Genomic DNA, 13241 nt, shown 5'->3' on the forward strand with positions numbered 1-13241 from the left:
AACGCGCGCATCCTGGATGAACGCGGTGTCTATGCGTTCTTCGCGAGCAAGCTCGCTCCTACAGAAGGCTATCCCCCTGTCTTCTGAGGCGTGACCCATGTCCATCTACAACAAGCTTGACCTGACTGGCTGGAAACCCCGGCAACTCACCTCCAAGGAAGTGCGTTTTGCCACCTGGATCGCGTTTTTCGCCTGGGTGTTTGCGGTGTATGACTTCATCCTCTTCGGCACCTTGCTACCAGAGATCGGCCGGCACTTTGGCTGGGGTGAAGTGGAGCAGGCCGAGATCGCGACCTGGGTGGCGGTGGGTACCGCCGTGGTTGCCCTGGCTATCGGCCCTATCGTCGATAAATTGGGGCGCCGCAAAGGCATTATTTTCACCGTGGCCGGCTCTGCACTGTGCTCGGCACTGACCGCAATCGGCGGCGCGTGGGGCAAGTCGCCGCTGATTCTGATCCGTTCGCTGGGCGGCCTGGGTTACGCCGAGGAAACCGTCAATGCCACCTATCTGACCGAGCTGTATGGCGCCTCCGAAGACCCGCGCCTGACCAAGCGCCGTGGGTTTATCTACAGCCTGGTGCAAGGCGGCTGGCCGGTGGGGGCATTGATCGCCGCCGGCTTGACCGCACTGTTGCTGCCGATCATTGGCTGGCAGGGCTGCTTTATCTTCGCCGCGATCCCGGCGGTGGTGATTGCGATCATGGCGCGCAAGCTCAAAGAGAGCCCGCAGTTCCAGATCCATGAACGCATCAGCCAACTGCGCAAAAGCGGCGCAGTGACCGAAGCGCAAAACGTCGCCGTCACCTACGGCGTGGACTACGACGAACACAGCAAGGCGGGTCTTAAAGCCGCGTTCCGGGGCCCGGCCCGCCGTGCCACCTTGGTGATCGGTGCAGCGTTGTTGCTTAACTGGGCGGCGATCCAGGTGTTCAGTGTGTTGGGCACCTCGGTGATCGTCAGCGTGCACCACATCTCGTTCGAGAACTCGCTGATCATCCTCGTGCTGTCGAACCTGGTGGGTTACTGCGGTTACCTCAGCCACGGTTGGATGGGTGACAAGATCGGCCGTCGCAACGTGATCGGCCTGGGCTGGATGCTCGGCGGGTTGTCGTTCGCCGGCATGCTGTTTGGGCCGAGCAATATGGCGATGGTGGTGGGGCTGTACAGCCTGGGCCTGTTCTTCCTGATCGGGCCGTACTCGGCGGCGTTGTTCTTTATCAGTGAAAGCTTCCCTACCAGCATCCGTGCCACCGGTGGCGCGATCATCCACGCCATGGGCCCGATTGGTGCGGTGGTGGCAGGCTTTGGCGCGACGCAAGTGTTGTCCGCCGGCAGCGACTGGCAGACCGCCGCGCTGTGGTTTGGCGCGGTGCCGTGCTTCCTGTCCGGCATGTTGATGTTTGCCGCACGCCATGTGCGTCCGGAAACCGTTCAGTAAGGAGTGTGTGATGAGCCGTAAAGTTGCCTTGATTACCGGTGCCGCCAGCGGTATTGGCCAAGCCCTGGCCGTGGCCTATGCGCGGATTGGCGTGGCGGTGGTCGGCGGGTATTACCCGGCCGATCCCCATGACCCGCAGGCCACCGTTTCGTTGGTGCAAGAGGCCGGTGGCGAGTGCCTGATGCTGCCTTTGGATGTCGGCAATACCGCCTCGGTGGACGCCTTGGCCGAACAGGCCGTGCAGCACTTCGGTCGCCTCGATTACGCGGTGGCCAACGCTGGTTTACTGCGTCGCGCGCCGCTGTTGGAAATGACTGATGCGCTGTGGGACGAGATGCTCAATGTGGATCTCACGGGGGTGATGCGCACCTTCCGTGCGGCCACCCGACACATGAGCGAAGGCGGCGCGCTGGTGGCGATTTCGTCGATTGCCGGCGGCGTGTATGGCTGGCAGGAACACAGCCACTATGCGGCGGCCAAGGCCGGTGTGCCGGGGCTGTGCCGCTCGCTGGCGGTGGAATTGGCGGCCAAGGGCATTCGTTGCAATGCGGTGATTCCGGGGTTGATCGAGACGCCGCAGTCGCTGGATGCGAAAAACTCGTTGGGGCCGGAAGGCTTGGCCAAAGCGGCGCGGGCGATCCCGCTGGGCCGGGTAGGGCGGGCGGATGAAGTGGCGTCGTTGGTGCAGTTTTTGACCAGTGAGGCGTCGAGTTATCTGACTGGGCAAAGCATCGTCATCGACGGTGGCTTGACCGTGCGCTGGCCGGACTGAATGTACTGGGTCCAAATGTGGGAGGGGGCTTGCCCCCGATAGCGGCGTGTCAGTCACAGGTGTTCTATCTGAACCACTGCTATCGGGGGCAAGCCCCCTCCCACATTAGATATATGTTGAATTTAGGAGTTGTGTACATGCCTCAATTGACCAACCGCCGCGCTGTGATCACCGGTGCCGGCAGCGGCATCGGTGCCGCCATCGCCCGTGCCTACGCCGCCGAAGGCGCACGCCTGGTGCTGGCCGACCGCAACGCCGCGAGCCTTGCCGAAACCGCGATCACCTGCCGCAACCTGGGCGCCGAGGTGTTCGAATGCCTGGGCGATGTGGGCACCGTCGAAGGCGCCCAGGCCAGTGTGGATACCTGCGTCGAACGCTTCGGCGGCATCGACATCCTGGTCAACAACGCCGGCATGCTCACTCAGGCGCGTTGCGTGGACCTCACCCTCGAGATGTGGAACGACATGCTGCGCGTCGACCTCACCAGCGTGTTCGTTGCCAGCCAGCGCGCCTTGCCGCACATGCTGGCGCAGCGCTGGGGGCGCATCATCAACGTGGCGTCCCAATTGGGTATCAAGGGCGGCGCTGAACTCACTCACTACGCCGCCGCCAAGGCCGGCGTGATTGGCTTCACCAAGTCCCTGGCCCTGGAAGTGGCCAAGGACAATGTGCTGGTCAACGCCATCGCCCCCGGCCCGATTGAAACCCCCTTGGTCGGCGGCATCAGCGACGACTGGAAACGCGCCAAGGCCAAAGAGTTGCCCCTGGGCCGCTTTGGCCTGGCCGATGAAGTGGCGCCCACCGCTGTGCTGCTGGCCAGTGAGCCGGGCGGCAATCTGTTTGTCGGCCAGACCCTGGGCCCGAACTCCGGCGATGTCATGCCATGAGCGAGGTGTAGCCATGTGCGGACTTTGCGGGCTGCTGGGTGAAGACCTGCACTGGAGCGACCCCCTGGGCGATGAGTTGCCCAGGCGCCGCGAGCGTCTGCGCCGGATTGCGGCGATCAACCAGGTGCTGACGGTGTTCCGGCTCAAGGTCGAGGACTTTCAGGGCGCTTCATACCTGCTGCTCGGCGCCACCGGCAAACAGGCACTGGCCAGCGGCCTGGATCAACTCTGGCAGGCTGCCGAAACCATGCTCGGTCGCCCGTTGGATCCCCTTGACCCCCAACTGCTCGACCACTTGGAATACAACCCACTGTAGGAGCGAGCTTGCTCGCGAAAATCGTCAACGATGACGCGAGCCTGCTGGATGAATGCGGCGGCCTTGAGTTTTTCGCGAGCAAGCTCGCTCCTACAGGGGCGGAGGTAACTATGAGTATTGCGCTGAATGTGATCACCGGCTTTCTCGGCAGCGGCAAGACCACCTTGCTCAAGCGCCTGCTGCAAGGCGAAAGCCTGGGCGACACGGCCTTGCTGATCAATGAATTCGGCGATGTCGGCATCGATCACCTGCTGGTGGAAGAAGTCGCGCCCGACACCGTGTTGCTGCCCAGCGGTTGCGTCTGTTGCTCGATTCGCGGCGAGCTGAAAGATGCGCTGCTCGGGCTGTTGCAACGCCGCGAGCGCGGTGAAATTCCGGCGTTCAAACGGGTGATTTTGGAGACCACCGGCCTGGCCGACCCGGCGCCGATCCTCGCCACCTTGAACAACGATGTGCAACTGCGCGGGCGTTTTCATATTGGCCTGGTGATCACCCTGGTGGACGCCAGCCACGCGCAACTGCAAGAGCGCCTGCACCCGGAATGGCTGGCCCAGGTAGCCGCAGCCGATCGCCTGCTGCTGAGCAAGACCGACCTGGCGGGTGATTGCACGGTGCTGCGCACGCACTTGCAGGCGCTCAACGCTGGTACGCCGATCCTCAACACCCAGGACATCCATAGCGGCGACCAACTGCTGCTCGGCGAGGGCCTGCGCAGCGCCGAACCTGCTGTGGAAGTCCGTCGCTGGCAACTGCATCGATCCACCACGGCCACCCATGGCGCCGCGCAAGTGTGCAGCCTTACTTTCGACCAGCCGCTGGACTGGGTGGGTTTCGGGGTGTGGTTGTCGATGCTGTTAAGATGCCACGGCGAACGAATCCTCCGGGTCAAAGGACTGCTCAACGTGAATGCCAGTAACGCCCCCATCGTCATCCATGGCGTGCAGCATTGCCTGCATGCGCCGGTCCACCTGCCTGCCTGGCCGGGCAGTGATCGGCAATCGCGCCTGGTGTTTATCCTGCGCGGCCTCGACCCTGCGCTGCTGCGCCGCTCGTTTGAAGCCTTCTCGCGGCGGTTCGCGGCATGATCACATTGCGTGTACTGGGCACGTCGGTGACCTTGCTGGAATGCTTGCGTGAGCGCGCCGAACAGGAGTTGGGTATTCGCCTGGTGTACCAGGTGCATGACGTCGAGCAGGCCCAGCGCATCGCGGTGATGCAACCCCACAGCTATGACCTGTACGACCAGTGGTTCCATAACGTCGATTTCGTGTGGCCGGCGCGGGCGATCCAGCCCATCGACACCCGGCGCATTGCGCTGTGGCACGAGATCAACGACCTGCCCAAGCGCGGGCGGCTGTCGCCCACCGACCGCCTGGGCAGCGGCAGCGTGCCTAGCGAGCGCCTGTTCGTGCAGCACGATGGCAGCCTCGGCAGCACGGTGACCGAGCGCATCAGCATGCTGCCCCTGACCCACAACGCCGACAGCTTCGCCTACCGCCCCGAGCGCCTGCCCGACGGTTTTTGCCACGGCAACGAAAGCTGGGGCTGGCTGCTGGACCCCGCCTGGAGCGCCCGTACCGCGCTGCAAAGCGACGCCGCCATTGGCGCCCTGGATGCCGCACTGGCGGTGCAAGGTGCGGGGCTGGCGCAGTTCAACGACATCGGCAACATGAGCATCGAGGAGATCGACGTGCTCGCTGACATCCTCGTGCGCAAACAGAAAGAGGGTCACTTTGCCGCGTTCTGGTCCGATGACGAAGAGGCCGCGCAATTGATGCTCAGCCCCAGCATCGATATCCAAAGCCTGTGGTCTCCGACCCTGATGCGCCTGCACCGCGCCGGGGTCAAATACCGCCTGGCGGTGCCGCGCGAAGGCTACCGCGCCTGGTTCGGCGGCTTGTCGTTGTCGCGCCACGCCCAAGGCCCGGTGCTGGATGCGGCCTATGCCTATCTCAACTGGTGGCTGTCGGGCTGGCCCGGCGCGGTGATGGCTCGGCAGGGGTACTACATCGGCAACCCGGCCCGCAGTCGCGACCACCTCAGTAGCGCCGAGTGGGACTACTGGTACGCGGGCAAGCCTGCGCGCGAAGAGCTGCTGGGCAGCGATGGCCTGCCGCTGATCGATATCGGCGAAGTGCGTGACGGGGGCTCTTATGAGCAGCGCATGGGGCATATCGCGGTGTGGAACTCGGTGATGGATGAACACAACTATCTGGTGCGGCGCTGGGGGGACTTTATGCGCGCGCGGGGCTGATCCTTGTCGCCAATAAAATGGCGGTGAAATCCCTGGTTTTATTGGGTGCACATATCCAATGTCCCAGCTAATCTGCTCAAACCGAATATTCAATTCAAATGGATATTTTTTTGACGGTTAGGCCTCCTGCCAGGAAAGCATATGAAGAAGGGACGCAGTGGCGCAGAGCGGCGAGCGGTGCCCAGGGGCACTGTAATGAAGTGGCGCCACACGTTCCAAACCCGTATTGCCGGGGTGCTGGCGTTGTTGCTGTTGGTGGTGGTGGCCGCCACTTACTTTGCGGTCAAGGTTGCCACCTCCCGGGCGGTGGAAAACCAGGCGCAAGTCCAACTGAAAACCGGTACCCAGGTGTTCGAACGCCTGCTGGACCTGCGCGGGCGCCGCCTGCAATACGGCCTGGACTGGCTCACCGTGGATCTGCCCTTCAAACACGCCGTGGCCCAAGGCCAGACGGTGCCGATCCTTGCGGCGCTGCGACGCCACGGTACCGGTATCCGGGCCAGTGAAGTGTTTGTGCTGGGCCTGGACGGCAAGGTCATGGTCAGCACCTTGCCCCTCTTCACCCGTGGCCAGTTTTTTCCCTATGACGATGCCCTGCGCCATGCACGGCGCAGTGGCCTGCAGATGCTGATCGTGGCCATGGATGGACGCCCGTATCTGCTGGTGCAGGATGAGGTGCTCGACCCTATGCCCATCGCGCGCATTGTGATGGGCTTTCCCATGGACAAGCTGTTCGCCAACGAACTGCGCTCCATGAGTAACCTTGAGGTGTCGTTCCTCAGCGTACAGAACGGCCAGCCCGGCCCGTTGTTCAGCACCCATCCGGACGCTTACCAAGCCACCATCACCAGCCTGCTGCGGGATACGCACATCAACCCGAATGCCCAGTTCAACCTGTTTTACGGGCAGCGGGTGCTCAGCCAGGTATTGCCGCTGGCCAATACCGGCGACGGCGATGAAGTCCGGGTATTGCTGCAAAGCCCGCTGGACCATGCCCTGGAGTCCTTTGCCCCGCTGGACCGGCAGTTCCTCGGGATTGCCCTGGCGGTGCTGCTGGTATCGTTGGCCGGGGCGTTGTTTTTGGCGCGAAGGGTGTCACGCCCGCTCAATGCGTTGGTGCAGGCCGCCGAGCGCATTGGTGCCGGTGACTACCGCACGCCGGTACGAGTACGCAGCCACGATGAGTTCGGTTTGCTGGCTCGTGCGTTCAATGCCATGCAAAGCGGCATCGCCATGCGCGAGCGGCAACTGGCCCACAACGCCCTGCATGATCCGCTCACCGGCCTGCCCAATCGTGCCCTGGCGATGGAGCGCCTGGGCAGTGCCATCAGTGCGCGGCGGCCGGTGGTGCTGCTGTACCTGGGCATCGAGAACTACCGGGTGATCAACGAAGGCTTTGGGCCCGAAGGCGTGGAGGAGATGCTGCGCGAAGCCAGTCGCTGCCTGTCCATGAGCCTGTTGGCCAGTGACACGGCGGCACGTATCGCCGGCAGTGAGTTCCTGGTGTTGCTGGAGAACACCGAGATCGACCGCGCCGTGGCCCGCGCCGACCGCCTGTATGCGTTGCTGACCGAACCCCAGCGCATCGGCAACGACGAGCTGCGCCATGAGGTGAGCATCGGCATCGCCGCCTACCCCGATGACGGCCAGCAGGTGGAAGAGTTGATCAGCCGCGCGGCCATCGCCCGGCATGATGCGGCGAGCCTGCCAGGGCATTTGCAGATCTACCAGCAGGACCGCGACCTGGCTCATCAACGCCAGATCACCCTGATCCGCGACCTGCGGCGCGCAGCCGTCGAAGGCGAGCTGTACCTGTGCTATCAGCCCAAGCTCGACCTCAAGCACGGCCATGTCCGCCAGGCCGAAGCCTTGCTGCGTTGGCAACATCCAACCCTGGGCCTGGTGTCGCCTGCCGAATTCATTCCCCTGGCCGAGCGCACCGGCAGCATGGGCAGCCTGACCCTGTGGGTGATCGAGGAAGCCATTCGCCAGATCGGCGAATGGGCGCAGCGCGGCATGCTGATCCAGTTGTCGGTGAATATTTCGGTGGATGACTTGGCCGATGATGACCTGGCCATTCGCGTCACAGCCTTGTTGATGCAGTACCAGGTGGAGGCCGAGCAACTTATTTTCGAGATCACCGAAAGCGCGATCATGCACAACCCGCAACAGGCCCTCAGTGTGCTGGAGCAACTGCGTGGTTGCGGTATCAGCCTGTCGGTGGATGACTTCGGCACCGGGTATTCGTCGCTCGCCCAATTGCAGCGCCTGCCGGTGCAGGAGTTGAAGATCGACCAGTCGTTTGTGCGCAACCTCGACAGCACCAGCGGTGATGGCGTGATCGTGCGCTCGACCATCGAGATGAGCCACAACCTGGGGCTCAAGGTGGTGGCCGAAGGGGTGGAGTTCGCGCCCAGCCTCAAACTGCTCAAGCTGTGGAATTGCGACACGGCCCAGGGTTACCTGATCAGTCGGCCGTTGAATGCCATGGCGTTTGAAATGTGGATGCGTCGCGAGCGCGCCCCGATCTGAAGCCCGCGCACTACAAGAACCTGCCCGCGCCGGGCATGAAAAAAGGCGGCTACCTGTGAGGGTAGCCGCCTTTGTTTGACCGCCAGTGAAGCTTAATCCGGCAGTTTAAACGCCATCACGTAATCACCCTGCTTGGTACCCAGGGAACCATGACCGCCCGCCACGACCAGCACGTACTGCTTGCCGTCCTTGCCGGTGTAGGTCATCGGTGTGGTTTGCGCGCCTGCTGGCAGGCGGCCTTCCCACAGTTGCTTGCCGTTTTTCACGTCGTAGGCACGCAGGTACTGGTCCAGGGTGCCGCTGAGGAACGACACGCCACCGGCGGTGGTGAACGTACCGCCCAGGCTAGGCACGCCCATGGTCAGCGGGATTGGAACCGGCGAGCTGTCGCGCACGGTGCCGTTCTTGTGCATCCAGATGGTTTTGTGGGTGGTCAGGTCAACCGCGGCCACATAACCCCAGGCCGGAGCCTGGCACGGCAGGCCCATCGGCGACAGCAGCGCTTCGAGGATCACGCCGTACGGCGCGCCTTTGTTCGGCTGTACGCCTTCGGTTTCGCTCACCCGTGGACCTTGCTTGGCAATGTCGGCAGCCGGGATCAGCTTGGACTTGAACGCCATGTAGCTTGGGTTGACGAAGGCAATCTGGCGCACTGGGTCGACGGAAATGCCACCCCAGTCGAACACACCAAAGTTACCTGGGTAAACGATCGAACCTTGCAGCGATGGCGGAGTGAACGGGCCGTCGTAGCGCATCGACTTGAAATCGATCCGGCAGATCAGTTGGTCGAACGGAGTCACGCCCCACATGTCGCGTTCTTTCAACGGCGGCGGCATGAAGTTCAGGTCGGACTTGGGTTGGGTCGGGGACGTGTGATCACCGGCCACTGCACCTTGGGGTACAGGGATTTCGTTGATCGGTACCACCGGCTGACCATTGCTGCGGTCCAGCACGTAGATGCTGCCCTGCTTGGTCGACGCCATCACCGATGGCTTCACGCCGTCAGCGGTCTTGATGTCGATCAGGGTAGGCTGGCCGCCTACGTCCATGTCCCACAGGTCATGGTGCGTGAACTGGAAGGTCCACTTCACATGGCCGCTGTCGATGTCGAGGGCGGTCAGGCCGGCGCTGTATTTTTCCGAATCTTCGGTACGGTCGCCGCCGTATTGGTCGGGCATCTGGTTGCCCATCGGCAGGTAGAGCATGCCGAGTTTTTCATCCACCGAGAACATGGACCACATGTTCGGCGAGTTGCGGGTGTAGGTCTTGCCTTCGGCCAACGGCGTGGTGTCGTCGGGGTTGCCGCTGTCCCAGTTCCACACCAGCTTGCCGGTGTGCACGTCGAACGCGCGGATCACGCCGCTTGGTTCGTCGGTGGAGACGTTGTCGGTCACGTGACCGCCGATCACAACCAGGTTCTTGGTCACGGCCGGTGGCGAGGTGGAGTAGTAACCGCCTGGGGCAAAGCTGCCGATGTTGGCACGCAGGTCGATTTGACCTTTGTCACCGAAGTCTTCGCACATCTTGCCGGTGTCGGCGTTCAGGGCGATCAGACGGGTGTCGGCGGTCGGTACGAAGATGCGTTTCGGGCAGGCCGTCGGCGCAGCGGCCGGGCTGGCGCTGCCGGTAGGGCTCTGCTCGGAAGCGTACACAGCGTCATCGTGATACGACACGCCACGGCAGGTCATGTGCGCCCAACCCTTGAAGTTCTCAGCGCCTTGGCTGCTGATCTTCGGATCGAAGCGCCAGATTTCCTTGCCGGTGTCCGGGTCCAGGGCAATCACTTGGCTGTGCGGAGTACACACGTAGAGCATGCCGTTGACTTTCAGCGGGGTGTTTTCCGCGGTGGTCTCGCCTGGATCATTCGGGCCAGGGATGTCACCGGTGCGGTAGGTCCAGGCTGGCACCAACTTGCTCACGTTTTGCGGTGTGATCTGTGCCAGGGGCGAGTAACGGTCACCAAAGGCCGAACGGCCGTAGGAGTTCCAGTCGCCATCGGGCTGCGCCGGTGCGGCGCTGGCCATGCCTGGGACGGCGTCGCGGTCCAGTTGACCGGTCTTGACCATTTCACCGGGGTTGGTGAATTGGCTGGCCAGGGCGGTAACACCCGCCAGCACCACGGCGATGCTCAGCGCGCCGGTGCCCACCGGAGCAGGCTGGGTGCGCAGCAACGGACGGCGAAACCACGGCAGCAGCATGACGATGCCCAGGGCAAACAGCAGGGCCAGGCGCGGCACCAACTGCCACCAGTCCAGGCCGACTTCCCACAAGGCCCACACGGTGCTGGCAAACAGCACCAGTGCGTACAGGCCCAGTGCGGCGCGGTGGGTTGCCAACAGCAGCAGCCCGGTCAGGGCAATGCCGATACCGGCCAGCAGGTAGTACAGCGACCCGCCGAGCATCGTCAGCTTGATACCCCCGGCCAGCAAGGCCAGGCCCATGATCAGCAGCAAGACGCCTAGCAGCCTGGGCAGCAGGCGGCTTTGGCTCGAAGCACCATCAGTGCTCATAGTGTGTTTCTCCGTGACGTTGGAATTATGTAACCCGATGCTTCTTCACTGTAGATGACGATTCGGCACAGGCTTGGTTCAGCGTTAATTGGTTTTTCTGTGGATAAGCATGGTTATCCACAGGCGGGCGATTTATCCCCAGGCGCGGAGGGGTGTAAGACAGCGCTGTCTTTGCGTGAAGGGATATTCGGCAAGATGGGGTCGACCGGAGGTGAAACGTTTCAGATTGTTGCCGGTAAGGATAAAGGGAGTTGCCTTGGAGAGAAAGGACGAATCGCGATATGCATCATTTCTGAATTGGTAACAGTGACTAAGTGTCGCTGCAAAAACAGTGTGGGAGGGGGGGCTTGTGTGGGAGCGGGCTTGCTCGTGAATGCGCAGTGCCAGTCGATACTTGAGTGACCGATCCGCCGCTTTCGCGAGCAAGCCCGCTCCCACACAAACCCTGCTCCACAGGGGTATTGGTGGTGTGTGTTAGAAGGTGGTGCGGATGCCGACTTGCACGCTTCTGCCCGGCGCCGGCGCAATATCGCGCAGGATCGAGCTGGCATAGCGCACGGTCTGGTTGGTCAGGTTCTCGCCGTTCACAAACGCCAGCCACTGGCTGCCGCCTACGTTGAAGCGATAGCCCGCGCTGGCGCCCAGGGTGGTGTAGCCGTCGGTGCCGCTTTCGTTATCCGGCACGCGGCCTTGGCCTGCGGCATGTTCCACGTCGATCCGCGCTTGCCAGCGGTCCAGTTCCCACAACAGGCCGCTGTTCAGGCGCAGCGGGGCAATGCGGGGCAGGGCTTCGCCGGTGTCCAGGTTGGTGGCGCGGGTATAGTCGCCCGACAGTTCCAGGGCGAACTTGCCGTAAGCGCCTTCCCCCAGCTTCCAATGATCTTGGGCTTCGAAGCCGGCGAATCGGGCACGTACGCCGGAGTATTTGTACTCAGGGATGCCGTCTGCGTCTTCTTCACCTTCATCGTTGAGTGTACGACCGCTGCCCAGCAGGCCGATGTAATTGGAGAAGTGGCTGTAGAACACGCCGAAGCTGCCCTTGTGGGTGCCATTGTCAAAACGCAGGGCCAGGTCGCTGGACACGGCTTTTTCTTTTTTCAGGTTGGCATCGCCCAGCTCATAGGTGCCGGTGGCCACATGGGCGCCGTTGGCGTACAGCTCATAGAAGGTCGGCGCGCGTTCGGTGTAGCCCAGGGTGGCAGCCAGGGACCAGACTGGCGTGAGGCTGTACACCGCGCCCGACGACAGGCTGCCGGCGGTGAAGTTATTGGATTTATCGGCTCCGGCAAAGCGTTCGTTGCCTTTGGCATCCGGGTCGACGCTGGTGTGCTCCAGGCGCCCGCCCAGGCTGAGCTTGAGGCGCTCGGTGGCCTGCATTTCTTCAAGGATAAACAGCGCGCCAGCATTGGTGTCGGTCTGCGGCACGAAGGCTTCTTCGCCCAGGGCCGAGAATTCGTTGCGGGTCACTTGGGCGCCGACCACGCCGTCGAACGGGCCGATGGGTTGGTGGCGGGCTTCGACGCGGGCTTCATAGCCCTTGTTCTTGAAAATCGTGCCGGTTTCGCCGCCTTCGATTTCGCGGTGTTCGTAGTCGGTGTAGCCCGCGTCCACCTTCACCGAGGTGAACGGGCCTTGCAGGTTGCGCACTTCGGAGGCGAAGGCGTAGTGGTCCTGCTTCATGCGGATGCGTACGTCCTGCTCGGCAGGAGAACCGTAGTTGGCGTCGTAGCTGCTGTAGGAAAGCCCGGCGTAACCGTCATCCCAGGTGTAGGAACCGCCCACCGCGCCACCGTCCTGGCGCCCGTCGCTGTTGCCCAGGCGGCCGTTTTTGCCGGGGGCATCATCGGTTGCCGGGGCGTGGCGGCTGCGGGCCTGGCCTGGGATTTTCAGGTCGTTGAATTCCCGCGCGTTGGCGTCCAGGTGCAAGGCAAAGGTGCCGTTGCCGGCTTCCAGCTTGCCCGCGCTGCTGCGGGTGGTGTCGGCGCCGCCGTAGCGCAACTCACCGGCACCGTGGATGCCTTCGATGGCCTCGGTGGGGATGCGGTTGTCGAAGGTGTTGACCACGCCACCGATGGCGCTGCCGCCGTACAGCAGGGCGGCGGGGCCGCGCACGATTTCGATACGGTCGACGTTGACCGGGTCCAGCGGCACCGCGTGGTCATAGGACAGTGACGACGCATCCAGTGCACCCACGCCGTTGCGCAGGATGCGAATACGGTCGCCGTCCTGGCCGCGGATGATCGGCCTGCTGGCGCCTGGGCCAAAGTACGACGACGACACGCCCGGTTGCTTGTTCAGGGTTTCGCCCAGGCTGCCTTTCTGTTGCAGGGTCAAATCGTCGCCTTCCAGTACCGTGGTGGGCGAGGCGAGCTGCTCGCTGCCCAGTGGATTGCCGGTGATGACTTGGGGTTGCAGCTCAAGGGCGTGGGCTTCGGAGCTGATCAGCAGGGCGGCGGCAAGCGGGGTCAAGCGCCACAGAGAAGAGAGAGACATCGGACATTCCTTGGCAAAACGGCGAAAAGATTTGAAAGC

9 protein-coding genes are annotated in these 13241 nt (G+C 62.9%); 7 read left to right on the top strand and 2 right to left on the bottom strand.

What is annotated here, in order from left to right:
* Positions 1–97 precede the first annotated feature (97 nt).
* The 7 genes from DYL59_RS01690 to DYL59_RS01720 all read left to right on the top strand — a co-directional run bounded on the left by DYL59_RS01690 (position 98) and on the right by DYL59_RS01720 (position 8199).
* A complete protein-coding gene (locus DYL59_RS01690; RefSeq protein WP_135287592.1) occupies positions 98–1438 on the top strand; it encodes an MFS transporter in 1341 nt (446 codons plus the stop codon).
* Between the two features lie 10 nt (positions 1439–1448).
* Entirely contained in the window at positions 1449–2210 is a 762-nt protein-coding gene (locus tag DYL59_RS01695; RefSeq protein WP_135287593.1) for an SDR family NAD(P)-dependent oxidoreductase, read from the top strand.
* Between the two features lie 137 nt (positions 2211–2347).
* Positions 2348–3097, top strand: a complete 750-nt coding sequence (locus DYL59_RS01700) for an SDR family NAD(P)-dependent oxidoreductase (protein ID WP_135287594.1) — start codon at positions 2348–2350, stop codon at positions 3095–3097.
* Between the two features lie 13 nt (positions 3098–3110).
* Positions 3111–3413 carry a hypothetical protein gene (locus tag DYL59_RS01705; RefSeq protein WP_135287595.1) on the top strand — a complete coding sequence of 101 codons (303 nt, stop codon included), beginning with the start codon at positions 3111–3113 and terminating at the stop codon, positions 3411–3413.
* A 110-nt stretch (positions 3414–3523) separates the two neighbouring features.
* The gene (locus DYL59_RS01710; protein WP_135287596.1) at positions 3524–4498 is read left to right on the top strand and encodes a CobW family GTP-binding protein; all 975 of its coding nucleotides are present in this window, start codon (positions 3524–3526) and stop codon (positions 4496–4498) included.
* Positions 4495–5667 (top strand): ABC transporter substrate-binding protein, encoded by a 1173-nt coding sequence (locus tag DYL59_RS01715; RefSeq protein WP_135287597.1) that lies wholly within the window; start codon positions 4495–4497, stop codon positions 5665–5667. Before DYL59_RS01710 ends, DYL59_RS01715 begins: the two co-directional genes overlap by 4 nt.
* A gap of 195 nt (positions 5668–5862) precedes the next feature.
* Positions 5863–8199, top strand: a complete 2337-nt coding sequence (locus DYL59_RS01720; protein ID WP_135287598.1) for a putative bifunctional diguanylate cyclase/phosphodiesterase — start codon at positions 5863–5865, stop codon at positions 8197–8199.
* 92 nt (positions 8200–8291) lie between these two features.
* Here DYL59_RS01720 and DYL59_RS01725 read toward each other — a convergent pair whose 3' ends face one another.
* Together DYL59_RS01725 and DYL59_RS01730 are read right to left on the bottom strand one after the other, a co-directional pair.
* On the bottom strand, positions 8292–10709 hold the full coding sequence (locus DYL59_RS01725) for a glucose/quinate/shikimate family membrane-bound PQQ-dependent dehydrogenase (RefSeq protein WP_135287599.1): 2418 nt from the start codon (positions 10707–10709) through the stop codon (positions 8292–8294).
* A gap of 474 nt (positions 10710–11183) precedes the next feature.
* Positions 11184–13202, bottom strand: coding sequence for a TonB-dependent receptor (locus tag DYL59_RS01730; protein ID WP_135287600.1), 2019 nt, complete (start codon positions 13200–13202; stop codon positions 11184–11186).
* Positions 13203–13241 lie beyond the last annotated feature (39 nt).

The sequence above is a fragment of the Pseudomonas kairouanensis genome, assembly GCF_004682055.1.
Lineage (GTDB): Bacteria > Pseudomonadota > Gammaproteobacteria > Pseudomonadales > Pseudomonadaceae > Aquipseudomonas > Aquipseudomonas kairouanensis.

Excerpts from the sequence above, each read along its gene's own strand:
- DYL59_RS01690 (WP_135287592.1), top strand. The coding sequence starts at position 98 with ATGTCCATCTACAACAAGCTTGACCTGACTGGCTGGAAACCCCGGCAA.
- DYL59_RS01695 (WP_135287593.1), top strand. The coding sequence starts at position 1,449 with ATGAGCCGTAAAGTTGCCTTGATTACCGGTGCCGCCAGCGGTATTGGC.
- DYL59_RS01700 (WP_135287594.1), top strand. The coding sequence starts at position 2,348 with ATGCCTCAATTGACCAACCGCCGCGCTGTGATCACCGGTGCCGGCAGC.
- DYL59_RS01705 (WP_135287595.1), top strand. The coding sequence starts at position 3,111 with ATGTGCGGACTTTGCGGGCTGCTGGGTGAAGACCTGCACTGGAGCGAC.
- DYL59_RS01710 (WP_135287596.1), top strand. The coding sequence starts at position 3,524 with ATGAGTATTGCGCTGAATGTGATCACCGGCTTTCTCGGCAGCGGCAAG.
- DYL59_RS01715 (WP_135287597.1), top strand. The coding sequence starts at position 4,495 with ATGATCACATTGCGTGTACTGGGCACGTCGGTGACCTTGCTGGAATGC.
- DYL59_RS01720 (WP_135287598.1), top strand. The coding sequence starts at position 5,863 with ATGAAGTGGCGCCACACGTTCCAAACCCGTATTGCCGGGGTGCTGGCG.
- DYL59_RS01725 (WP_135287599.1), bottom strand. The coding sequence starts at position 10,709 with ATGAGCACTGATGGTGCTTCGAGCCAAAGCCGCCTGCTGCCCAGGCTG.
- DYL59_RS01730 (WP_135287600.1), bottom strand. The coding sequence starts at position 13,202 with ATGTCTCTCTCTTCTCTGTGGCGCTTGACCCCGCTTGCCGCCGCCCTG.